The organism is Pandoraea faecigallinarum, from assembly GCF_001029105.3.
Classification (GTDB): domain Bacteria; phylum Pseudomonadota; class Gammaproteobacteria; order Burkholderiales; family Burkholderiaceae; genus Pandoraea; species Pandoraea faecigallinarum.
The window spans coordinates 2,144,020-2,165,911 of record NZ_CP011807.3; the positions used below are offsets into that span (position 1 = coordinate 2,144,020).

Annotated in this window: 21 protein-coding genes and 1 pseudogene; 15 read left to right on the forward strand and 7 right to left on the reverse strand. The window is 62.6% G+C overall.

Annotated features, from left to right (window positions below; translation table 11 throughout):
* Window positions 1-16: 16 nt before the first annotated feature.
* The 7 genes and pseudogenes from AB870_RS09635 to AB870_RS09660 all read left to right on the forward strand — a co-directional run bounded on the left by AB870_RS09635 (window position 17) and on the right by AB870_RS09660 (window position 6,203).
* Window positions 17-1,048, forward strand: coding sequence for a sulfate ABC transporter substrate-binding protein (locus AB870_RS09635; protein WP_047907823.1), 1,032 nt, complete (start codon window positions 17-19; stop codon window positions 1,046-1,048).
* A gap of 18 nt (window positions 1,049-1,066) precedes the next feature.
* Window positions 1,067-1,930: a sulfate ABC transporter permease subunit CysT gene (gene cysT / locus AB870_RS09640; RefSeq protein WP_047907824.1), complete on the forward strand. Its 864-nt coding sequence runs from the start codon at window positions 1,067-1,069 to the stop codon at window positions 1,928-1,930.
* A gap of 42 nt (window positions 1,931-1,972) precedes the next feature.
* On the forward strand, window positions 1,973-2,878 hold the full coding sequence (cysW, locus tag AB870_RS09645; protein WP_157112285.1) for a sulfate ABC transporter permease subunit CysW: 906 nt from the start codon (window positions 1,973-1,975) through the stop codon (window positions 2,876-2,878).
* A gap of 26 nt (window positions 2,879-2,904) precedes the next feature.
* A pseudogene (locus tag AB870_RS09650) lies at window positions 2,905-3,640 on the forward strand (sulfate/molybdate ABC transporter ATP-binding protein); the annotation flags it as partial.
* 197 nt (window positions 3,641-3,837) lie between these two features.
* Window positions 3,838-3,981, forward strand: a complete 144-nt coding sequence (locus AB870_RS27520) for a hypothetical protein (protein WP_472462564.1) — start codon at window positions 3,838-3,840, stop codon at window positions 3,979-3,981.
* Between the two features lie 101 nt (window positions 3,982-4,082).
* Window positions 4,083-5,021 (forward strand): CysB family HTH-type transcriptional regulator, encoded by a 939-nt coding sequence (locus AB870_RS09655; RefSeq protein WP_044455525.1) that lies wholly within the window; start codon window positions 4,083-4,085, stop codon window positions 5,019-5,021.
* A 141-nt stretch (window positions 5,022-5,162) separates the two neighbouring features.
* Window positions 5,163-6,203, forward strand: a complete 1,041-nt coding sequence (locus AB870_RS09660) for an asparaginase (protein ID WP_047907826.1) — start codon at window positions 5,163-5,165, stop codon at window positions 6,201-6,203.
* A 282-nt stretch (window positions 6,204-6,485) separates the two neighbouring features.
* Here the strand turns inward: AB870_RS09660 and glxR are convergent, their stop codons facing one another.
* The 3 genes from glxR to gcl form a co-directional block, all read right to left on the reverse strand.
* Window positions 6,486-7,367, reverse strand: a complete 882-nt coding sequence (gene glxR / locus AB870_RS09665; RefSeq protein WP_047907827.1) for a 2-hydroxy-3-oxopropionate reductase — start codon at window positions 7,365-7,367, stop codon at window positions 6,486-6,488.
* Between the two features lie 290 nt (window positions 7,368-7,657).
* A complete protein-coding gene (gene hyi / locus AB870_RS09670) occupies window positions 7,658-8,449 on the reverse strand; it encodes a hydroxypyruvate isomerase (RefSeq protein ID WP_047907828.1) in 792 nt (263 codons plus the stop codon).
* A gap of 243 nt (window positions 8,450-8,692) precedes the next feature.
* Window positions 8,693-10,459, reverse strand: coding sequence for a glyoxylate carboligase (gcl, locus tag AB870_RS09675; protein ID WP_047907829.1), 1,767 nt, complete (start codon window positions 10,457-10,459; stop codon window positions 8,693-8,695).
* Window positions 10,460-10,589: 130 nt separating this feature from the next.
* Between gcl and AB870_RS09680 the strand changes: the two genes are divergently transcribed.
* The 8 genes from AB870_RS09680 to AB870_RS09715 all read left to right on the forward strand — a co-directional run bounded on the left by AB870_RS09680 (window position 10,590) and on the right by AB870_RS09715 (window position 16,641).
* Window positions 10,590-11,501 (forward strand): LysR family transcriptional regulator, encoded by a 912-nt coding sequence (locus AB870_RS09680; RefSeq protein ID WP_047907830.1) that lies wholly within the window; start codon window positions 10,590-10,592, stop codon window positions 11,499-11,501.
* A gap of 163 nt (window positions 11,502-11,664) precedes the next feature.
* Window positions 11,665-12,042, forward strand: a complete 378-nt coding sequence (rpsF, locus tag AB870_RS09685) for a 30S ribosomal protein S6 (protein WP_044455531.1) — start codon at window positions 11,665-11,667, stop codon at window positions 12,040-12,042.
* Window positions 12,043-12,088: 46 nt separating this feature from the next.
* The gene (priB, locus tag AB870_RS09690) at window positions 12,089-12,391 is read left to right on the forward strand and encodes a primosomal replication protein N (RefSeq protein ID WP_044455532.1); all 303 of its coding nucleotides are present in this window, start codon (window positions 12,089-12,091) and stop codon (window positions 12,389-12,391) included.
* A 2-nt stretch (window positions 12,392-12,393) separates the two neighbouring features.
* Window positions 12,394-12,675, forward strand: a complete 282-nt coding sequence (rpsR, locus tag AB870_RS09695; protein WP_010803800.1) for a 30S ribosomal protein S18 — start codon at window positions 12,394-12,396, stop codon at window positions 12,673-12,675.
* A 27-nt stretch (window positions 12,676-12,702) separates the two neighbouring features.
* On the forward strand, window positions 12,703-13,155 hold the full coding sequence (gene rplI, locus AB870_RS09700) for a 50S ribosomal protein L9 (protein ID WP_047907831.1): 453 nt from the start codon (window positions 12,703-12,705) through the stop codon (window positions 13,153-13,155).
* Window positions 13,156-13,508: 353 nt separating this feature from the next.
* Window positions 13,509-14,876, forward strand: a complete 1,368-nt coding sequence (locus AB870_RS09705; RefSeq protein WP_047909033.1) for a replicative DNA helicase — start codon at window positions 13,509-13,511, stop codon at window positions 14,874-14,876.
* Window positions 14,877-14,990: 114 nt separating this feature from the next.
* Window positions 14,991-15,617, forward strand: coding sequence for a DUF47 domain-containing protein (locus AB870_RS09710; RefSeq protein WP_047907832.1), 627 nt, complete (start codon window positions 14,991-14,993; stop codon window positions 15,615-15,617).
* 13 nt (window positions 15,618-15,630) lie between these two features.
* Complete coding sequence (locus AB870_RS09715) at window positions 15,631-16,641, forward strand: inorganic phosphate transporter (RefSeq protein WP_044455536.1); 1,011 nt, start codon at window positions 15,631-15,633, stop codon at window positions 16,639-16,641.
* Between the two features lie 491 nt (window positions 16,642-17,132).
* On the opposite strand, the gene AB870_RS09720 is transcribed toward AB870_RS09715, so the two are convergent.
* The 4 genes from AB870_RS09720 to AB870_RS09735 form a co-directional block, all read right to left on the reverse strand.
* Entirely contained in the window at window positions 17,133-17,921 is a 789-nt protein-coding gene (locus tag AB870_RS09720; protein ID WP_047907833.1) for a C40 family peptidase, read from the reverse strand.
* A 276-nt stretch (window positions 17,922-18,197) separates the two neighbouring features.
* Entirely contained in the window at window positions 18,198-19,940 is a 1,743-nt protein-coding gene (locus AB870_RS09725) for a PhoH family protein (RefSeq protein WP_047907834.1), read from the reverse strand.
* 332 nt (window positions 19,941-20,272) lie between these two features.
* Complete coding sequence (locus AB870_RS09730; RefSeq protein ID WP_047907835.1) at window positions 20,273-20,734, reverse strand: peroxiredoxin; 462 nt, start codon at window positions 20,732-20,734, stop codon at window positions 20,273-20,275.
* Window positions 20,735-20,846: 112 nt separating this feature from the next.
* On the reverse strand, window positions 20,847-21,752 hold the full coding sequence (locus AB870_RS09735) for a polysaccharide deacetylase family protein (RefSeq protein WP_047907836.1): 906 nt from the start codon (window positions 21,750-21,752) through the stop codon (window positions 20,847-20,849).
* Between the last annotated feature and the right edge of the window lie 140 nt (window positions 21,753-21,892).

Sequence of the window (21,892 nt, forward strand, 5' to 3'; positions counted from 1 at the left end):
ACAAGGAGTGCAAGTCATGAACAAAGCAGCACGGGGATGGAAAGCTAAGAAGCTGGCAGTCGCGCTGGGCGGTCTGGCGCTGGCTGCCGGCATGACGATTCAGGCGCATGCGGCGAGTCTGTCGCTGCTCAACGTGTCGTACGACCCGACGCGCGAGCTGTACGCCGACTACAACAAGGCCTTCGAGGCGCACTACAAGCAGGTTTCCGGCGACACCGTCACGGTCAAGGCCTCGCATGGCGGCTCGGGCAAGCAGGCCCGCACCGTGCTCGACGGCGCGCCCGCGGATGTCGTCACGCTCGGCATTTCGGCCGACATCGATGAACTTGCCGCCGCCGGTCTCGTGAACAAGGACTGGCAGAAGCGTTTGCCCGACAACGCCACGCCGTACACGTCGACCATCGTGTTGCTGGTGCGCAAGGGCAACCCGAAGGGCATCAAGGACTGGAACGATCTCGCCAAGCCAGGCATCAGCGTCGTGACGCCGAACCCGAAAACGTCGGCCGGCGCCCGTTGGAACTACCTTGCCGCATGGCTCTACGCGCTCAAGCAGCCGGGCGGTAACGAGCAGAAAGCGCAGGACTTCGTCAAGGCGATCTACAAGAACGTCGGTGTGCTGGACTCGGGAGCGCGCGGCGCGACCACCACGTTCGTGGAGCGCGGCATCGGCGACGTGCTGATTGCATGGGAAAACGAAGCGCTGCTGTCGGTGAAGGACCTCGGGCCGGACAAGTTCGATATCGTTGTACCGTCGTCGTCGATCCTGACCGAGCCGCCGGTGGCCATCGTCGACAAGAACGTGGACAAGCATGGCACCCGCAAGGCCGCCGAAGCCTACCTGCAATGGCTGTACTCGCCGCAGGGGCAGGAAATCGCCGCGAAGCACTTCTATCGTCCGCGTTCGCCGGAAATTGCCAGAAAGTACGAGGCGCAGTATCCGAAGCTCAAGCTCTATACGGTGGATGCCGATCTGGGCGGCTGGACGAAGACGCAGGCCAGGCACTTCGCCGACGGCGGCATCTTCGATCAGATCTACACCAAGAAGTAAGCGGGCAGGGACCATCGCATGAGTACCGCACTGTTTCCCCTGTGGCGCAAGCCAAGTGCCTTGCCGGGCTTCGGCCTGACGATGGGCTACACCGTCGCGTACCTGAGCCTTGTGGTGCTGGTGCCGTTGCTGATGGTCTTCATCAAGGCGAGCTCGCTCGATTGGGCGAGTTTCGTCACCGCGGTGAGTTCGCCGCGCGTGCTGGCGTCGTACCGCCTCACGTTCGGCATCTCGCTTGCGGCGGCGTCGCTCAACGCCGTTTTCGGTTTCATTCTCGCGTGGGTGCTGGTGCGCTACACCTTTCCCGGCAAGCGCTTCGTCGATGCCCTGATCGATCTGCCGTTCGCGTTGCCGACGTCCGTGGCGGGCATCGTGCTCGCCGCGATCTACGCGCCGAACGGCTGGGTCGGACGTTGGTTCGAACCGCTCGGCATCAAGATCGCGTTCACACCGCTGGGCATTTTCGTGGCGCTCACGTTCATCGGCCTGCCATTTGTCGTGCGCACGCTGCAACCGGTGCTCGAAGAGTTCGAGCGCGAGCAGGAGGAGGCGGCGGCCTGCCTTGGCGCGACGCGCTGGCAGACGCTGCGCCACGTGATTCTGCCGGCCGTGCTGCCCGCGCTGCTGACCGGTTTCGCGCTGGCCTTCGCGCGTGCCGTCGGCGAGTACGGTTCGGTGATTTTCATCGCGGGCAACATTCCGATGGTCTCCGAGATTACGTCGCTGCTGATCATCACCAAGCTGGAACAATACGATTTTGCAGGCGCGGCGGCGCTGGCCGTCGTCATGCTGCTGATCTCGTTCGTGCTGCTGTTGCTTATCAATACGCTGCAATGGTGGCTGCAACGCCGTCATTCCGGGCGTCGCGCCAGTGGCGTCTGACGTCGGAAATCCGGTAGGAAATTCGAAGAGACCGTTTCGATCATGTCCGACTCACTCGCACTGTCGCGCCCCTTGCCTCCGGCCACTGCCGCGCGCAAATCCGATCCGACCGACGAGCCCGCGCTCGTCAAAGCCATTCTCATCGGTGTGGCGTTGTCGTTCTTCGTGTTGTTTCTCGTGCTGCCGCTCGCGTCGGTGTTCGTGACCGCGCTCGGCAAGGGCTTCGCCGCTTACTGGGAGGGGCTCACGAACGACGATGCGCTCTCGGCGATTCGTCTGACGTTACTCATCGCAGTGATTGCCGTACCGCTCAATCTGGTGTTCGGCGTGGCGGCGTCGTGGGCGATTGCGCGCTTCGAATTCAGAGGCAAGAGCGTTCTCACCACGCTCATCGATCTGCCGTTTTCCGTATCGCCGGTCGTGGCGGGGCTGACCTTCCTGCTCATTTTCGGGCGCCAGGGGCCGTTGTGGGACTTCCTCGACGCGCACAACCTGAAGATCGTGTTCGCGTTGCCGGGACTGGTGCTCGCGACGGTATTCGTCACGTTTCCATTCGTGGCGCGTGAACTGATCCCGCTGATGCAGGCGCAGGGCAGCGAGGAAGAGGAGGCTGCGCGCGTGCTGGGGGCGAGCGGCTGGCAAGTGTTCACGCGTGTGACGCTGCCCAAGATCAAATGGGGTTTGCTGTACGGCGTGATTCTGTGCAATGCGCGGGCGATGGGCGAGTTCGGGGCGGTCTCGGTTGTCTTCGGCCACATTCGCGGCGAGACGAACACGCTGCCGCTGCATGTGGAAATCGAATACAACGATTACCACACGGTGGGGGCATTTGCAGCGGCGTCGATTCTCGCGTTGCTCGCACTCGCTACGCTGGCGTTGAAGCTCTGGGCGGAACACAAGCTGGCGCAAGACAAGGCTGCGCGTCGGGCAGACGCGGTGCAGGCCTGAACGGATCGCATCGAGGAGCAGGACAAATGAGCATTCAGGTACAACAGGTTTCGAAGCGCTTCGGCGACTTCAACGCGCTCGACGACGTTAGTCTCGAATTCCCCACGGGCGAACTGGTCGCGCTGCTCGGACCGTCGGGCTGCGGCAAGACGACACTGCTGCGTATCGTCGCCGGGCTGGAATTCGCCGATACCGGTCGCGTGGTTCTCAATGGCGAGGACGTGGCGTCCGTCGGCACGCGCGAGCGTCAGGTCGGCTTCGTGTTTCAGCATTACGCGTTGTTCCGTCATATGACGGTGTTCGAGAACGTGGCGTTCGGACTGCGCGTGAAGTCGCGCCGCGATCGTCTCACAGACGCGAAGATCCGCGCCAAGGTCCACGAATTGCTCGGTCTCGTGCAACTGGACTGGCTTGCCGATCACTATCCGGCGGAACTGTCGGGCGGGCAGCGCCAGCGTATTGCGTTGGCCCGTGCGCTGGCCGTCGAGCCGAAGGTGCTGCTGCTCGACGAGCCGTTCGGCGCGCTCGACGCCAAGGTGCGCAAGGAACTGCGCAGCTGGCTGCGCCGTCTGCATGACGAGTTGCACATCACGACGATTTTCGTCACGCACGATCAGGAAGAAGCGCTTGAGGTGGCCGATCGCATCGTGCTGATGAACCGTGGCAAGGTTGAGCAGATCGGTGCACCGCAAGACGTCTACGACACGCCGGAAAGCGCGTTCGTCTATGAGTTTCTCGGCGCGGCGAACCGGCTCCCGGGCGAGTTGCGGACGCACGATTTCATTGCCGACGCGGGCAGGTATCGCGTGACGGTGCACAAGGACGACCTGCCGGCGCCGCCGCAGGACGGGCGTGCGATTGCGTATGTGCGTCCGCACGATCTCGGGCTGGTGCCTGCGAGCGACGGCGGCCCGGGCATCGATGTGGCGGTGCGCCGCGCGATTCCGCTCGGCGGCACCGTGCGTGTGGAGCTTGCGGCGCCCGGCGACGCCGTGTGGGAAGCCGAACTCACGCGCGCCGGATGGAAAGCGCTCGGCGCGGACGCCGGCACGACGCTGCGCGCGGTGCCGCGACAGTTGCGGGTGTTTTCCGCGCAGGCGTGATTCGGCCGGGGCCGTCGCATCCCTCCGGCAAAACAATAAGCGGTATCACTTGACAGTTTCCAGAGACAACGGACAGACAAGCAACAGGGCGGAGTCACATCATGAATTTCCAGCAATTGCGCTATGTGCGCGAAGCGGTTCGTCAGAACCTCAATCTCACGGAAGCGGCCAGTGCGCTGTACACGTCGCAGTCCGGCGTGAGCAAGCAGATCAAGGATCTGGAGGATGAGCTTGGCGTGGATGTCTTCGTGCGTCGCGGCAAGCGTCTTACCGGCCTGACCGAACCGGGCAAGGCCGTACTGCAACTCATCGAGCGCATGCTGCTCGACGCCGAGAACCTGCGCCGGGTAGCGCGTCAGTTCGCGGATCAGGACAGCGGGCATCTCGTGGTCGCGACCACGCACACGCAGGCGCGCTATGCCCTGCCGCAGGTCATCAAGCAGTTCACGAGCGTCTATCCGAAAGTGCATCTGGCACTGCGTCAGGGCAGCCCGCGCCAGATCGCGCAGATGGTCATCGACGGCGAAGCCGACATCGGCATCACGACCGAGGCGCTCGACCGGTTTCCCGATATCGTCACGTTCCCGTGCTATTCGTGGCATCACGTGGCGGTCGTGCCGAGAGAGCACCCGCTGGTCGGACGCGAGAACGTGACGCTTGCGGATATCGCCGAATACCCGATCATCACGTATGACGGCGATTTCACGGGCCGCTCGCACGTCGACAAGGCATTCACGGATCAGGGGCTGGTGCCCGACATCGTGCTCACCGCGCTCGATACGGACGTGATCAAGACGTATGTCGAACTCGGGCTGGGGGTGGGCATCGTCGCGGCGATGGCCGTCGATCCGCGAAAGGACCAGGATCTGGCCGTGCTGGAGCTCGACAACGCGTTCGAGCCGAGCACAACGCGCATCGGGCTGCGTCGTGGCGCGTTCCTGCGCTCTTACGCTTACCGGTTCATCGAGATGCTCGCGCCGGCCCTCAAGGAGCAGGAAATCTCCACGCAACTGCGTGAAGCGCTGGAGTTTGCGGCGTGACACGCTTGGGTGCCCCTTCCGGCGCTTGATCGGCACTGATCGGCATCTGATTTTCGCGTTGCCCCTACGGTCCCGCCCTCGTGGCGGGATCGACATTTTCAGCGATTGGGCAACCGGGCAGTATTGGATACAATCGCTGGCATGACATTGACCTCATTCAACCCGATTCCTCATTACACCGTCTCCTCCGGTGAGCTGCCGCGCATTGCGCTGCTGGCCACGGGCGGCACGATCGCGGGCAGCGCGGCAGATGCCACGCGCACCGCCGGTTATCAGGCCGGGGCGCTCGGTGTTCAGGACCTGCTGGCTGCCGTGCCCGCATTGGGCAACGTGGCGCACATCCACGCGGAACAAGTGGCGCAGATCGACAGCAAGGACATGTCGGTGTCGCTGTGGCAGAAACTGGCCGCGCGCGTGAATGCCCTGCTGGCCCAGCCCGACGTGGCCGGTGCCGTCATCACGCACGGCACGGATACGCTCGAAGAAACGGCGTACTACCTGCATCTGACGGTCAACAGTCGCAAGCCGGTCGTGCTGACGGCGGCGATGCGTCCCGCCACGGCCCTGTCGGCCGACGGTCCGCTCAATTTGCTCAATGCGGTGCGTGTGGCGACCGATCCGATTTCGGCCGGTCGCGGCGTGATGGTCGCCATCAACAATCAGATTCACTGCGCGCGCGACGTCGTCAAGACCAGCACCTACAAGGTAGACGCGTTCCACTCGCCGGAAATCGGCGTGCTCGGCTGGGTACAGGACGAGCGTGTCGCGTTTCAGCGTGAGCCGTTGCAATACCACACCGTCGAGAGCGAATTCGTCGGTTTGTCCGGCGAGCTGCCGGCCGTGGAAGTGGTGTCGAGTTACGCCGGGGTCTCGCGCATTGCCGTCGACGCGCTGGTGGAGGCCGGGGTGCAGGGCATCGTGGTGGCCGGCACGGGCAACGGCTCGTTGCACGCCTTGCTGCAACAGGCGCTGGCCGAGGCCGTACAGCGTGGCGTGACGGTGGTGCGTGCGTCGCGCGTGGGAAGCGGCCACGTGATGCACAACGGCGCCGCGCCGGACGATCAGTACGGCTTCGTGAGCGCCGGCAATCTGCATCCCTACAAGGCGCGCGTGTTGCTGATGCTGGCGTTGCAGGCGGGCGTGCCTCGCGAGCGCATGCAGAGTCTTTTCGACGAATATTGACCGCTCGAAGCCGGGCGGTACGCTCGCGCTTCGTTGGCGCGCAAAAAAATACGGCGCGAGTCGCACTTTCGCGCGACTCGCGCCGTCACTGCGGCAGGGCATCTCCCGATACCCTCACCAGGACTCTCAGCTCTCCCTGCTATTGCCTGCGGACGGCTTTTTTCAGTGGCCGTTTTCTTCGTCTTCTCGCGAACTACGCGGTGAGGGCGCCCGCCGCGATACGGTGTCGCGGCGAGGCCTGTCGTTCTATTGTTGTTGCGGGTGTTGCGCCTGGATGGCCGGTTACGCCACGGTGTGGTTGGCGAGCATTTCCAGCGCGCGCACCATGCCCGAGTGGTCCCATGCCGCACCGCCGTTTGCCGCGCAGGCGTTGAACAGTTCCTGCGCAGTAGCCGTGTTCGGCAGCGACACGCCGAGGGTCTTCGCGGTTTGCAGCGCCAGGTTCAGATCCTTCTGGTGCAGGGCGATGCGGAAGCCCGGCTCGAAGTTGCGCTTGACCATGCGCTCGCCGTGCACTTCCAGAATGCGCGACGACGCGAAGCCACCCATCAGCGCAGCACGGACCTTCGCCGGATCGGCACCTGCCTTCGAGGCGAAGAGCAGGGCTTCGCCCACGGCTTCGATCGTCAGTGCGACGACGATCTGGTTGGCGACCTTGCAGGTTTGACCCGCTCCGTTCTCACCGACGAGCGTGATGTTCTTGCCCATCAGTTCGAAGAACGGCTTGACGTCGTCGAACGCGGCTTGCGAGCCGCCGACCATGATCGACAGCGACGCGGCCTTGGCGCCGACTTCGCCGCCCGACACCGGGGCGTCGAGGTATTCGCAGCCGAGCGCCTTGATCTTTTTGGCGTATTCCTTGGTTTCGATCGGCGAGATCGAGCTCATGTCGACCACGATCTTGCCGGCCGTCAAGCCTTCGGCCAGTCCGTCTTCACCGAACAGGACTGCGCCCACGTCCGGGGTATCCGGCACCATCACGAACACGATGTCGGCGCGCTTGGCGACTTCCTTGGCCGACGTGCAGACAGTCGCCTGACCGTCGATCAGGTCTTGCGGGGGCGTACGGCGCTCGTACAGGAACAGCTTGTGACCGGCGTTTTGCAGATGCTTCGCCATCGGCGCGCCCATGATACCCAGACCAATAAAACCGAGTTTTGCCATTTCGAGACTCCTTGTTGCCAAAGTTTGAAGTGTTGTCACCGAGCGTCCGACGAGCCGGGCAGTGGTGCGTGAGCGCAGAACGGACAATGTGCGCTCGCGCATCCCCGGACTCCGGCCGCATGCCCCCTGCATGCGGCCGGCGGGGCCCTTCCTCGTCGAAACCCGGTCAGCCGGCGCGGCGCATGGTTGCGCCCGCGCCGTCATATCGTCTGCACAGCGCCGGGGGAGGCGATGTGCGGGTAAGCCGGGGGGATCGTTACCGCAGCGTTAACCGGTGCTGCCTTTGCGGTTCATGCCGCTTCGCGCAGGCCGGCCGCCTTGAACCAGCCGAGGCCGTCGGTCGTGGTGGTCGCGGGCTTGTACTCGCAACCGATCCAGCCCTGATAGCCGATGCGGTCCAGCAACGCGAACAGGTACGCGTAGTTGATTTCGCCCGTGCCCGGCTCGTTACGGCCCGGGTTGTCCGCGAGCTGTACGTGTGCGATGCGCGCCAGATTCGTCTCGATGGTCTTGGCGAGCTCACCTTCCATGCGTTGCATGTGATAGATGTCGTACTGGAGGAACAGGTTGTCCGAGCCGACGGCGTCGAAGATCTCGAGAGCCTGTTTCGTCCGGTTCACGAAAAAGCCCGGAATGTCGTATGTGTTGATCGGCTCGACGAGCAGGCGGATGCCCTCGGCCTTGAGTGCGTCGGCGGCGAAACGCAGGTTGCCGACGAGCGTCTCCTGAGCGGCTTGCGTCGACAGATCGGCGCCTTGCTTGCCCACGAGGCAATTCAGTTGCTTGACTCCGAGTGCCTTGGCGTAGGTGATGGCTTCGCCTACGCCGTCGCGGAACTCGGCCACACGGTCGGGGAAGATGGCGATGCCGCGCTCGCCCGCATCCCAGTTACCGGCGGGCAGGTTGTGCAGCACGAGATCGAGCTGATACTGGTTCAGCTTGTCGGCGATCTGGTCGCGGTGAAACGCATACGGGAACAGAAACTCCACGCCGCGAAAGCCCGCTGCGGCGGCCGCCTTGAAGCGGTCGAGGAACGGCACCTCGTTGAACAGCATGGTCAGGTTGGCGGCAAATTTCGGCATTGCGCGGACTCCTCTCTCTTTTTTCAGGGGGTGGTTTCGACGATTCGATGCAAGGGCGCTACTTGGGTGATGCTGGTGGTGCGTGGGTGCTGCTTCGGTGCCATCCGGATGAAACGGTGGCCTGCAAGGTTGCGGAGCGCATGCTTTGGCCGCACACGGGGTCTAGCCGAAAGCGGAGGGGACGCACGCGCCCCGCAAACCGTTGACAGTGCCGGCGGGGCCGACAGCGCCCCGACGTGGTTGTTATGCCGACACTGTGTCGCCTTCTTCCACAACGTCGATGATTTCTTCGAACTCGTTGACGTTGTTGATTTCGGTGCCCATCGCGATATTGGTCACACGCTCGAGAATCACTTCCACGATCACCGGCACCGAGAATTCGGCCATCAGCTTGCGGGCCTGAGCGAACGCGGGCTGAATGTCGTTCGGCTGGAATACGCGGATTGCCTTCACGCCGAGGCCTTCGGCAACCTTCACGTGATCGACGCCGTAACCGTTTACTTCCGGGGAGTTCACATTCTCGAACGCCAGCTGCACGCAGTAATCCATGTCGAAGTTGCGCTGTGCCTGACGGATCAGACCGAGATACGAGTTGTTCACCACGACGTGGATGTACGGCACCTTGAACTGCGCGGCCACCGCCAGTTCTTCGATCATGAACTGGAAGTCGTAGTCGCCCGAGATCGCCACGACGTCCGAGGAGGGCGATGCGACCTTCGCACCGATGGCTGCCGGCACGGTCCAGCCCAGCGGGCCTGCCTGACCGCAGTTGATCCAGTGACGCGGCTTGTTCACATGCAGGAACTGGGCGGCGGCGATCTGCGACAGACCGATGGTCGAGACGTAACGCACGTCGCGGCCGAAGAACGCGTTCATTTCCTGATACACGCGCTGCGGCTTGACCGGCACCTGATCGAAGTCCGTGCGGCGCAGCATGGTGCGCTTGCGCTTCTGGCAGTCGGCGACCCATTGCGAGCGATCCGGCAGACGGCCCGCGGCCTTCAGTTCCTTGGCGACTTCCAGGAACAGGGCGAGGGCTGCCTTGGCGTCCGACACGATGCCGTAGTCCGGACCGAACACGCGCCCGATCTGCGTCGGTTCGATGTCGACGTGCACGAACTTGCGGCCCTTGGTGAAGACATCGATGCTACCGGTGTGGCGGTTGGCCCAGCGGTTGCCGATACCCATCACGAAGTCGGAGGCGAGCATCGTTGCGTTGCCGAAGCGGTGCGACGTTTGCAAACCGACCATGCCAGCCATGAGCGGGTGATCGTCGGCGATGGTGCCCCAGCCCATGAGCGTGGGGATGACCGGCACGTTGACCGTCTCGGCGAATTCGACGAGCAGATCGGCAGCGTCGGCGTTGATCACGCCGCCGCCCGAGACGATGAGCGGACGCTCCGAGGCGACCAGCATCTGAATCGCCTTCTCGGCTTGCGCACGCGTGGCGGCGGGCTTGTACACCGGCAGCGGTTCGTACGTTTGCGGATCGAACTCGATCTCGGCGACTTGCACGTCGAACGGCAGGTCGATGAGCACCGGACCGGGGCGGCCCGAGCGCATCAGATGGAAAGCCTGCTGGAACACGCGCGGCACGAGGGCAGGCTCACGCACGGTCACGGCCCACTTGGTGACGGGCTTGGCGATCGATTCGATGTCGACGGCCTGGAAGTCTTCCTTGTACAGACGGGCGCGGGGTGCCTGACCCGTAATGCACAGAATGGGGATCGAGTCGGCTTGCGCCGAGTACAGGCCGGTAATCATGTCCGTGCCTGCGGGGCCCGAGGTACCGATGCAAACGCCAATGTTGCCCGCTTCCGCACGGGTGTAGCCTTCGGCCATGTGCGAGGCGCCTTCGACGTGACGCGCGAGCACGTGCTCGACGCTGCCTGCCTTGCGAAGGGCCGAATAGAACGGGTTGATGGCGGCGCCGGGCACGCCGAATGCGGTAGTGATGCCTTCCTTCTCCAGCACGCGGACGGCGGCCTCTACGGCGGTCATCTTGGCCATGTGACTCCTCCAGAAATCCAATGTGTAAGGGTGAATCGTTGTTGGAGATCACTTTAAGCCGGTACGATTTGTTTGATAAGATCACAAAAGATCGTTTTTTTAAGAACAAAAAGTATCGAATGGAGACGCGATGGACCGTTTCAAGCAGATCGAAACCTTCGTGCAGGTGGCCGAAGCGGGCAGTCTGGCTGCCGCCGCGCTAAAGGAAGGGGTCTCGCCGGTGATTCTCGGGCGGCGTATCGATGCCCTCGAAAAACGACTGGGCATCAAGCTCATGTACCGCTCCACCCGGCGGCTCGCGCTCTCGGAAGAGGGCGGCGCTTTTCTGGAGCGATGCAAACAGTTGCTCGGCGACTGGGAGATGGCGGAGAACGAAATCAGCGCGGGGCGGCACGCTGTCTCCGGTCACCTGATCGTCTCCGCGCCGGCGGCCTTCGGGCGCAAGCACGTGGCGCCGCACGCGCCCGCATTCCTGCGTCTTCATCCGGAAGTGCAGATCTCGTTCAACCTCACCGACCGGGTGGTGGATATCGTGCGGGAGGGCTACGACATGGGGATCCGTATCGGCGGTTCCGTCGATCCGAATTTCGTGGCCGTCAAACTGGCGCAGAACCGGCGGGTCGTGTGCGGCACGCCCGCGTACTTTGCGCGGCACGGCCGTCCCAAGACGCTGGAGGATCTGGCCAGGCACAACTGCCTGGCGTTCAACCTTCAGGGCGGGCAGCAGCGCGGCTGGTACTTCAAGCGTCAGGGCAAGCTCGTGACGACGCGCGTGGCGGGCAATCTCGACTGCAACGACGGCGAGTTGCTGCATCGCTGGGCGCTCGAGGGACTGGGGTTGGGGTGGCGTTCGACGTGGGAGATTCAGCGCGAGCTGCTCTCCGGCGAGCTGGAGACGGTACTGGACGAATACGCGCTGCCGGATTACGACATTCTCGCGGTCTATCCGCAGCAGCGCTTCCAGCCCGCACGGGTGAGGCTTTTCATCGAGCAGTTGCGCCAGATTTACGCGCGTCCGAACTACTGGATCGAAAACGCCTGACGCCGTGGGAAGGTTGGCAGTGTCGGCGCACCGGACCGGTCGTCGAGCGGCACCGATAGGGCGGGAGTTGATGATCGACATGAAATCCGCTAGAATCGCGGGTTCTGCAACCTTGCTGCACTGGTTCTGACGCCCAGGCAGCTTTGTCCATAAGGAGCACCGTATGCGTCATTACGAAATCGTATTTATCGTTCACCCCGATCAGAGCGAGCAAGTGCCTGCAATGATCGAGCGCTATCGTGGCACGGTCGAGTCCCGCCAGGGCAAGATCCACCGCGTCGAAGACTGGGGCCGTCGTCAACTGGCCTACATGATCGAAAAGCTGGCCAAGGCTCACTACGTTTGCATGAACATCGAATGCGACCAGGAAACCCTGGACGAGCTGGAACACGCATTCAAGTTCAACGACGCCGTTCTGCGCCACCTCGTCGTGAAGATGAAGAAGGCCGAAACCGCGCCGTCGCCGATGATGAAGGAAGTGGCCCGCGAAGAAGCCAAGAAGGCTGCCGCCACGCCCGCGACCGAAGCTGCCGCTTCGTAATCAGCGCACCGGAACGCATCAGGGTGCCAACGACGGTATTGACCGCGTGAATCGCCTTCGGCTCGAGGCCAGCATCGTCGAAATCGGCACGCTGCGCTATACCCCGGCCGGGCTTCCCGTGATCGATGTCACGCTGGCGCACGAGGGAACCGCCGAAGAGGCGGGCGTGGCCCGTCAGGTCGAGTTCTCGATACCGGCAGTAGCGATCGGTCCCATCAGTGCCAAAGTCATGGCGTTGGGACTTGAGAAGCCGGCCCAGTGGGCAGGTTTTCTGGCCAAGAAGCATCGCAATAGCCGCACCCTGGTGTTTCACATCACAGCATTGCAAGCATTTGAAAAGGATTGTTGAACATGCCGCGTCCTAACGGTAAAAACAAGAAGTTTGATCGCCGCCGCCAACAGCAAAACCCGCTGTTCAAGCGCAAGAAGTTCTGCCGCTTCACCGTCGCCGGTGTCGAGCAGATCGATTACAAGGATGTCGAAACGCTGAAGGACTTCATCGGCGACAACGGCAAGATCACCCCGGCTCGCCTGACGGGCACCAAGGCGCACTACCAGCGCCAGCTCGATACGGCTATCAAGCGCGCGCGTTTCCTCGCGCTGCTGCCGTACACCGATCTGCACGGTGCTTAATCGCCAGTCGACGAAGGAGAATAGATAATGCAAGTGATTCTGCTGGAAAAGGTCGTCAATCTGGGTAACCTGGGCGACATCGTGAAGGTCAAGGACGGTTTCGCACGTAACTTCCTGATCCCGACGAAGAAAGCCCGCCGTGCCACCAAGGACGCGATCGCCGAATTCGAAGTTCGCCGCGCCGAACTGGAAAAGGCCGCCGCCGAAAAGCTGGCTGCTGCGCAAGCCGAAGGCGAGAAGCTGTCGGGTCTGACGCTCCAGATCGCACAGAAGGCCGGTGTTGACGGCCGTCTGTTCGGTTCGGTCACCAACTTCGACATCGCCGAAGCCCTGGCTACCCAAGGTTTCAAGGTCGAGAAGATGCAAGTGCGTCTGCCGAACGGCCCGCTCAAGACCGTGGGTGATTTCCCGGTTCAGGTGGCGCTGCACACCGACGTCGTGATCGACGTTACCGTGTCGGTGCTGGGCGAGCACGCCTAAGTCGTACCCGCGTCAGCTTCCCGGCGCGAATAAAAGACGGAAGTCGGTCCACCGGCTTCCGTTTTTTTATGTCTGTCCGTTTTGTCGTTGTTCCGTTATGTTGGCTACCGGCATCCCCGGTTGCCGGTCATCCGCCGACTTGCGCCGGCCGATACCGACCCGTGTCGACGGATGTCGACGCCGGTTGGCTGTCTTCCGGTTGCGCGCTCGCTTCCTCCCACGTCATCGTTCGATAGCTCCGCCTTATGCTGCCTCCAGGGAAACTGCTGAACAAACCACGCTCGGAAAAATCGTCGCGCAAGCGGGACGTTGCCGGTTCCGACCGGGATCGCGGGGACGGTATAATGCCCGGCATGAACGCGCCCGATCCCCAGCTCGATTCGCTCAAGGTGCCACCGCACTCCATCGAGGCGGAGCAATCCGTGCTCGGCGGGTTGCTGCTTGACAACAGCGCCTGGGATCGTATCGGCGACTTTCTGTCCGAACACGATTTTTATCGTTACGACCATCGGCAGATCTATCAGCACATCGGACGCCTGATCTCCAGCGACCGTCCCGCGGACGTCATCACCGTTTTCGAATCGCTCACGTCGGCTGGCAAGGCCGAGGACGTGGGCGGGCTCGCCTATCTGAACGCGCTCGCGCAGAATACGCCGAGTGCGGCGAACATCCGCCGTTACGCCGAAATCGTGCGCGACCGTGCGGTGCTGCGCAAACTGGTGACGGTGGCCGACGAAATTGCTTCCGACGCCTTCAACCCGCAAGGCAAGGAAGTGCGTCAGATGCTCGACGAAGCGGAGGCGAAGGTGTTCGCCATCGCTGAAGAGGGCTCGCGCAGCGCCAGCGGTTTTCTTGAACTGCAACCGCTGCTCACGCAGGTGGTTGAGCGTATCGACGAGTTGTATCACCGCGAAGGCGGCAGCGACATCACCGGCATTCCGACGGGCTTCGTGGATCTCGATCGCATGACGTCCGGCTTCAACGGCGGCGACCTCATCATCGTGGCCGGTCGCCCGTCGATGGGCAAGACGACCTTCTCGATGAACATCGGCGAGCATATCGCCGTGGAGGAGGGGCTGCCCGTCGCGGTGTTCTCGATGGAAATGCCGGGTACGCAGTTGGCGATGCGTATGCTGGGCTCGGTCGGGCGTCTCGATCAGCATCGTCTGCGTACCGGCAAGCTGGTGGACGAAGACTGGCCGAAGCTCACGCACGCGATGCAGAAGATGAACGAGACGCAACTGTTCGTCGACGAAACGCCTGCGCTGAACCCGATGGAACTGCGCGCGCGTGCGCGACGCCTGGCACGTCAGTGCGGCAAGCTCGGCCTGATCATCATCGATTACCTTCAACTGATGAGCGGTTCGGGGGGCGGCGAAAATCGTGCGACCGAAATTTCCGAAATTTCGCGCTCGCTCAAGGGACTCGCCAAGGAACTGAACGTGCCGGTGATTGCGCTCTCGCAGTTGAACCGAAGCCTCGAACAACGCCCGAACAAGCGTCCGGTCATGTCGGACTTGCGTGAATCCGGCGCTATCGAGCAGGATGCCGACATCATCCTGTTCATCTACCGAGACGAAGTCTACAACCCCGATACCCCTGACAAGGGCACGGCCGAGATCATCATCGCGAAGCAGCGTAACGGTCCTATCGGCCACGTGCGCCTGGCTTTCATCGGTGCCTACACGAAGTTCGACAATCTGGCCGGCCCGCAATACTGACGCCGCGATTTCCGTCTCGTCGGATACGCGTGCGGCTGCGCACGCCTCCGACGAGGTAGAATGTGACGTTTTTGTGTCGACCCGTCCCCTATCAATACCCGGAGTTTTCCAATAATGTTCGGTCGCTTCATGCCCACCGAGGGCAAGTTCTTTGACCTGTTCAACCAGCACGCGGCGTGCATGGTTGCGGGCAGCCGCGAGCTGTCTGCCATGCTCAACGACCTGCCCAATGCCGAGGCACGTACCGTTGCTGTGCAGAACAACGAGAAGAAAGCGGATCGCATCACGCACGAGACCATCGACTTGATGCACAAGACGTTCATTACGCCTTTCGACCGCGATGAGATCCATAAGCTGATCAGCACCATGGACGACATCCTGGATCTGATGGAAGACGTGGCGACGGCCGTGTGGATGTACGACGTCAAGAGCGTGCCCGCCGAGGCACGTACGCTTGGCGAGATTTGCGTGAAGTGCTGCGAGCGTGTGCAAAGCACGGTCGCGCTGCTCAACGACATGGATCGTGCCCGCGACATCCTGAAGCTCTGCGAAGAAATCGACGGTCTCGAATCGGAAGCCGACCGCCTGCTGCGCGCATCGCTGTCGAAGCTGTTCCGCGAGGAAGCCGACGTGAAGGAACTGATCAAGCAGAAGGCGGTGTCCGAATTGCTCGAATCGGTGACCGACAAATGCGAGGACGTTGCCAACATCATCGAAGGCATTGTGCTGGAAAACGCCTGAGCGGAGACTTTCGATGGCAACGCTGCACATCAGCCTCTGGCTGGTCGGACTATTGGTCGTACTGGCGCTCCTGTTCGACTTCATGAACGGTTTTCACGACGCCGCCAATTCGATCGCCACGGTCGTCTCGACGGGCGTGCTCAAACCGCATCAGGCGGTGGCTTTCGCCGCCATGTTCAACGTCATCGCGCTGTTCGTCTTTCACCTGAAAGTCGCGGCGACGGTGGGCAAGGGTACGGTTCACCCCGAGATCGTCGATCACTATGTGATCTTCGGCGCCCTCGTCGGTGCGATCGCCTGGAACATCATCACGTGGTACTACGGCATTCCGTCGAGTTCGTCGCATGCACTGATCGGTGGTCTGGTCGGCGCCGCGGTGGCCAAGGCGGGCACGGGCTCGCTCGTTGCGAGCGGTCTGCTGCAAACCGTGGCATTCATTTTCGTCTCGCCGCTGCTCGGTTTCGTGCTCGGTTCGTTCTTCATGCTGCTCGTCTCGTGGCTGTTCTTCCGCACGCCACCGGCGCGCGTGGACCGCTGGTTCCGTCGTCTGCAACTGGTTTCGGCGGGTATGTACAGCCTCGGACACGGCGGCAACGACGCACAGAAGACCATCGGCATCATCTGGATGCTGCTGATCGCTGCCGGTCTGTGGCCGCAGGAAGCTGCCGAGCCGCCGCTGTGGGTGATCATTGGCTGCTATCTGGCAATCGGTCTGGGCACCATGTTCGGCGGCTGGCGTATCGTGCGCACGATGGGACAGAAGATCACGAAGCTCAAGCCGGTCGGCGGTTTCTGCGCCGAAACGGGCGGGGCGTTCACGCTGTTCTTTGCGTCGTGGCTGGGCGTGCCGGTTTCGACCACGCACACCATTACCGGCGCCATCGTTGGCGTGGGCGCCACGCGCAAGCTCTCGGCCGTGCGTTGGGGCGTGGCGGGCAACATCGTCTGGGCATGGGTGCTGACGATTCCGGCATCGGCGTTCATAGCCGCCATCGCCTGGTGGGTCGGCAAGCAGTTCCTGTGAGGCGGTGCGCCGTTGCATGACGGCGCCTCGTACCGGCAACGGAAAAAGCGGCTTCGGCCGCTTTTTTTTGTCGCTAACGATCGCGTGTTCGGCTGCCGCGGGAACGCGCGGACGAAGGCAGCATTGAGAGGGCAAATGGCCGCCATCGTCAAAATCAATTTCAATGGTTAATTGCGATTGATTATCATTTATTCGTGGTGTTTTTATCGGATAACGCAGGAGGTTTATATGATCACATTGATTCGATCCCTTCGCCGCCGTCCGTTGGGGCTGTTGGTGGGCGCGGCAATCAACATCGGCGGGGCCACCGCCTTGCTCGCGCAACTGCACTGATTCCATCCGGTGAGAACGCGGTCATGCGAGAGATGACAAGCGGTGCTACCGGAAGCGGGATGTCTCCCTTCGGGCGCCAACGAAGCGCGCACCGATCGATCTGGACGCCCCGGCCCGCCTTGCCGCCCGGCGTGCTGTATCTCGTTAGCCGGAAGTCGTTACATCGAACTGTTGGCGAAACGCGCGATCGGATCGTCGTCCTGAGCGGGGGGCGCCGTGAGCCTTGCGGTGCTGCTGGGTGAGATCGCCTGGGGCGTTTCCATGGGAGAGGGCGTTGCGGCCGTCAGGGGGCGATTCGGCGTGGTGCTCATCGGCACGTTCGGCAGCGGGGTTGCGACAGGTGCCTCGGCGAGCGCTGCGGGTGCCGAACGATCGACGTACATTGTATTGCCGGCAGGCGCCTTGTTGGCCGCCACACGCCGAACACCGTCGATACGCTTTGCCCAATAAGGGAGGAAGATGCTTTCCAAACGCACCGTGCCGCCGGAATTCGGTGCGTGAACGAACTTTCCTTGTCCCACATAGATGCCCACATGCGAGTGGGCGCGCCCCGTCGTATTGAAGAAGATCAGATCGCCGGAGGCGAGGTCGTCCCGTTCCAGTACGGTGCCCACACCGCTCATGTCGGCGGTAGTGCGGGGCAAATTGACACCTGCGGCGCGCGCCACGACATAGCGCACGAGGCCGCTGCAATCGAAACCGGAATCGGGAGTATTGCCGCCGTAGCGGTAAGGAATGCCAACTAGGCTCATCGCTTCGAGCGTGATTTCCTCTTGCCCGGCGCTGCGCTCGGGGCCGACGGTGCGATTGCCGTAATTCGCACTACCGCCTTGCCGGACCGTGGGGCCCGAGGAGCACGCGGCAACCAGCAGTGTCAGTGCGAGCACACCCGCGCTTCGCCACGGAAGACCCGCCAGTGCTATTGGCGACGTCTTGCTTTGAGCCATCGGACAAGTCGGAGAACGAGGCATGCTCGGAGGGCGCTGGAAGGGCATGCGCCGAGTTTACGATGCTTGCCGTGTGAATGCATCGCAAAAGTGCCGAATTTCGGACCTTTTGTGGCATTGACGTCACAAATTCGCGGCTTGCCGGGCGATTTCGTCGGCAGAGCGCCGTGAGGATTGAGGGGAAGGGGCGGCGAGCGTCGCTCACGGCCAATGAAAAACGGCGCCCGAAGGCGCCGTTGCGTTGAGCATCGATTTCCGCGATGTCGCAGGCGGGTGTCAGAGAATTTCCGCGGCGTAATCCGCCAGACGCGAGCGTTCGCCGCGCGCAAGCGTGACGTGGCCGCTGTGTCCCCATCCCTTGAAGCGATCCACCACGTACGTCAGGCCCGAGCTGCCTTCCGTGAGGTACGGCGTATCGATCTGCGCGATGTTGCCCAGACAGATCAGTTTGGTACCGGGGCCGGCGCGCGTGACGAGCGTCTTCATCTGCTTGGGCGTCAGGTTCTGCGCTTCGTCGATGATGACGAACTTGTTCACGAACGTGCGTCCGCGCATGAAGTTCATGCTCTTGACCTTCAGTCGCGAGCGAATGAGTTCCTGCGTGGCGGCGCGGCCCCATTCGCCGGCGGAGTCGTCCGTCTTCTGCAGCACTTCGAGGTTGTCGTCGAATGCCCCCATCCATGGTTGCATCTTCTCTTCCTCGGTCCCCGGCAAGAAGCCGATGTCTTCACCGACGGGCACCGTGGCACGCGTGATGATGATCTCGTTGTAGCGCTTCTCGTCGAGCGTCTGTGCGAGACCGGCGGCGAGCGCGAGCAGCGTTTTGCCGGTGCCGGCCTGACCGAGCAACGTGATGAAGTCCACTTCGGGGTTCATCAGCAGGTTCAGCGCAAAGTTCTGCTCGCGGTTGCGTGCCGTAATGCCCCACACGTTGTTCTTGTGGTGGCCATAGTCGCGCAGCGTTTGCAGCAGCGCCGTCTTGCCGTTGATTTCCCGAACCTGCGCGTAGAAAGGCGCCTCGCCGTTGTTCGTCTCCAGATAGACGAACTGGTTGATGAGGAAGCTCGCGCACAGGGGCCCGGTAATGCGGTAGAACGTGGTGCCGGTTCTGTTATCCTGCCAGCTCTCCATGCCTTTGCCGTGCTTCGTCCAGAAGTCCGGCGGTAGCGCCATGACACCCGAGTAGAGCAGGTCGCTGTCCTCGAGCACCTTGTCGTTGAAGTAGTCTTCCGCGGGCAGGCCGAGCGCATGCGCCTTGACGCGCATGTTGATGTCCTTCGACACCAGCACGACCTGACGATCACGGAACTTGTCCTGCAACGCGCGCACGACGCCCAGAATCTGGTTGTCGGCCTTGCCTTGCGGCAGACCTTCGAGCGGCGGAACATCGGGAAGATCGGTCTGGAAGTACAGACGTCCGGTGGCGTCCTTGTTGCCGAGCCGCGAGAGCGGAATGCCCTCGGCCATCGACTTCGTGCCGCTTTCCGCGACCAGGCCGTCGAGCGTGCGGCTCACCTGACGCGCGTTGCGCGCCACCTCCGACATGCCCTTCTTGTGGTTGTCCAGCTCTTCCAACGTCATCATCGGCAGATAGACGTCGTGCTCTTCGAAGCGGAACAGGCTGCTCGGGTCGTGCATGAGCACGTTCGTGTCGAGCACGAAGAGCTTGGCCGGTTCCAGATCCTTGCCACGCGTACGTTTCGAAGCTGAGCCCGTCGCCGTCGGCTTCACCGACTTGAGCGACGCGCTGGCGCCGCCGGAGTCCGCCGGCGGTGATTGGGGCGAACGTGCGACGGGCGACGGCTGTGGTGCAGTCTGCGTTGCCGGGGCGGTTTTCGGGACGACCTTCAACTCGGTCGCGTTGGTGGTGCCCGCAGCACCGGACGTCTCGCCCAGTGCATGTTGTTCAGACGAGGGGATCGGTTTCTTGGCCTCCGTGCGCGAAGGTTTGAGGCGAGTGGGGAATTGTTCCGGGGCAAGCAGCGTGCCCGGTTTGGTCGGCGCCGATGGCAATGGCATAGATTTCCCGTTCAAGAAAACACAACACTACTCGGCCGGGACAAACGGCGATACATCACGTCCCGGCAACAAAAAAGCCGCCTGCCCGGACGCACCGGAGAGGCGGCTTGGCTGAAGGCGCCGCCTTGGCGACGCCTGCAATAGTCTCGTTCAATGCGCTTGATCATTACGGCCGACTATAACGTCTCTTGCCGTGCTTGTATAGCGTCGAATGTCCTCACTGGCGGTCGCATCGGCGCGTTGCGCAACACCGGCCCGGATAGCGTTCGACCGGTGCGGCGTGCGCCGGCGGGGCGCCGCGCGCGACGCGGGTTTCGCCCGGGCGGGTCTTGTCACAGTGCCTGCACGGCAGCCAGCACTTCCGCCACGTGATCGGGCACGCGCACGCCGCGCCATTCCTTGCGCAGCACACCCTTGTCGTCGATCAGGAACGTGCTTCGCTCGATTCCAAGGTGTTCTTTGCCATACAGTTTTTTCAGCTTGATGACGCCGAACAACTTGCAAACGGCTTCGTCGCTGTCGGAGATCAGCGGGAAGGGCAGTCCCAGTTTGTTCTTGAAGTTCTCGTGAGAGCGCAGACTGTCGCGCGACACGCCGACGATCTGCGCGCCGGCGGCCTGGAACCGGTCGTAGCTGTCGCGGAAGTTCATGCCTTCCGTCGTGCAGCCCGGCGTGTTGTCCTTCGGGTAAAAGTAGATCACTACTTTCTGGCCGCGATGCGCCTTGAGCGAAAAATCGCCGCCGGTGGCCGGTGCGGTGAAATCGGGCACGGGAGTGTCGATGGCTACCGTCACTATGGTCTCCTTGGGTGGCCGTTTTCAGGCCGGTTCGGGAAAGTGTTTCGAATTCTGGTTGCGGTGTCGTCTTGCTGGTGGCGCGGCAAGATAGGGGTGCCGGACAGCGGGGTCAGGCAGCCGCCGGGCCCTCAAGGATCAGATCGCCCGAGCGCCCGGGAATCTCGCCCCACACGACCGGATGCGCGGGCAGTGCGGCGAGATCGAGCGTCTCGTAGTACTGACCCATCGTGATCAGATCGTGACCCTGACGACGCCATCCGGCCAGCAACCGGCGGAACAACGGCGCCAGCTTCTGGCCTTCGAGTTCCGCATGAAGCGTGAACACGTGATCTTGCGCCGGATGGCGGGTCAGGGCAAGCAGATGCTCGGCGACGCCGTCGATGTCGCGCCCGTCGATACCGAGCAACTCGTCGACGGTCGGCAGGGTCGTCGGCATTTGCACGTGATTCAGGCGTACGCCATCCACGACCGGATAGTGGGGTGCCCGCCCCCGTCCGTCCGACGAATACTTCATGCCCCAGGCGTCGATTTGGCGGAACGCGTGGTTGTTCATCTGCCAGCCGGCCGCCCCATGCGCGAGCGGTGGCGCGCCGAATATCTGTGCGAAGCGTGCGTGCGCCTGAGACATCTGACGCTGTGTCCAGGCAGCATCGCGCGTGCGCACGTTATCCTGCCAGTACGTGTGATCCCAGGTATGGATGCCGGTTTCGTGGCCGGCGCTCTGCACGGTACGCATGATGTCCGCGGCACGCTTGCCGATGTCGGGTCCGGGCAGCAGGGTACCGTACATCAGTGTCTTGAGGCCGTAGTGTTCGACAACCGATGTGCGCGAGACTTTCTTCAGAAAGCCCGGGCGGAAGACACGCTTGAGCGCCCAGCCGGTATGGTCGGGGCCGAGGCTGAACAGGAACGTCGCCTGCGCGTCGTGCTCGGCGAGCGCCGCGAGCAAATTGGGCACCCCTTCGCGCGTGCCGCGCAGGGTGTCGACGTCGATCTTCAGGACAATCTTGGCCATAGCCGTCCTTGGCGAGGATATTGGAGACGTCGCTCGGATGGAAGGCGATATCTCGAATCTCGAATCAAATTATGGAGTCGATCTGCACTGTCACACCGCAATGTCGTATGACGGCGTCGACACCGAAGTCAAAAACGCCC

What these genes read in the sequence shown, in the direction of transcription:
- AB870_RS09725 (WP_047907834.1), bottom strand. Translation starts at nt 19,940, where the DNA reads ATGCCATTGCCATCGGCGCCGACCAAACCGGGCACGCTGCTTGCCCCG.
- cysT (WP_047907824.1), top strand. Translation starts at nt 1,067, where the DNA reads ATGAGTACCGCACTGTTTCCCCTGTGGCGCAAGCCAAGTGCCTTGCCG.
- rpsF (WP_044455531.1), top strand. Translation starts at nt 11,665, where the DNA reads ATGCGTCATTACGAAATCGTATTTATCGTTCACCCCGATCAGAGCGAG.
- AB870_RS09655 (WP_044455525.1), top strand. Translation starts at nt 4,083, where the DNA reads ATGAATTTCCAGCAATTGCGCTATGTGCGCGAAGCGGTTCGTCAGAAC.
- AB870_RS09715 (WP_044455536.1), top strand. Translation starts at nt 15,631, where the DNA reads ATGGCAACGCTGCACATCAGCCTCTGGCTGGTCGGACTATTGGTCGTA.
- hyi (WP_047907828.1), bottom strand. Translation starts at nt 8,449, where the DNA reads ATGCCGAAATTTGCCGCCAACCTGACCATGCTGTTCAACGAGGTGCCG.
- cysW (WP_157112285.1), top strand. Translation starts at nt 1,973, where the DNA reads ATGTCCGACTCACTCGCACTGTCGCGCCCCTTGCCTCCGGCCACTGCC.
- rpsR (WP_010803800.1), top strand. Translation starts at nt 12,394, where the DNA reads ATGCCGCGTCCTAACGGTAAAAACAAGAAGTTTGATCGCCGCCGCCAA.
- glxR (WP_047907827.1), bottom strand. Translation starts at nt 7,367, where the DNA reads ATGGCAAAACTCGGTTTTATTGGTCTGGGTATCATGGGCGCGCCGATG.
- AB870_RS09635 (WP_047907823.1), top strand. Translation starts at nt 17, where the DNA reads ATGAACAAAGCAGCACGGGGATGGAAAGCTAAGAAGCTGGCAGTCGCG.
- AB870_RS09710 (WP_047907832.1), top strand. Translation starts at nt 14,991, where the DNA reads ATGTTCGGTCGCTTCATGCCCACCGAGGGCAAGTTCTTTGACCTGTTC.
- AB870_RS09705 (WP_047909033.1), top strand. Translation starts at nt 13,509, where the DNA reads ATGAACGCGCCCGATCCCCAGCTCGATTCGCTCAAGGTGCCACCGCAC.
- AB870_RS09735 (WP_047907836.1), bottom strand. Translation starts at nt 21,752, where the DNA reads ATGGCCAAGATTGTCCTGAAGATCGACGTCGACACCCTGCGCGGCACG.
- AB870_RS09720 (WP_047907833.1), bottom strand. Translation starts at nt 17,921, where the DNA reads ATGGCTCAAAGCAAGACGTCGCCAATAGCACTGGCGGGTCTTCCGTGG.
- AB870_RS09660 (WP_047907826.1), top strand. Translation starts at nt 5,163, where the DNA reads ATGACATTGACCTCATTCAACCCGATTCCTCATTACACCGTCTCCTCC.
- rplI (WP_047907831.1), top strand. Translation starts at nt 12,703, where the DNA reads ATGCAAGTGATTCTGCTGGAAAAGGTCGTCAATCTGGGTAACCTGGGC.
- AB870_RS09680 (WP_047907830.1), top strand. Translation starts at nt 10,590, where the DNA reads ATGGACCGTTTCAAGCAGATCGAAACCTTCGTGCAGGTGGCCGAAGCG.
- gcl (WP_047907829.1), bottom strand. Translation starts at nt 10,459, where the DNA reads ATGGCCAAGATGACCGCCGTAGAGGCCGCCGTCCGCGTGCTGGAGAAG.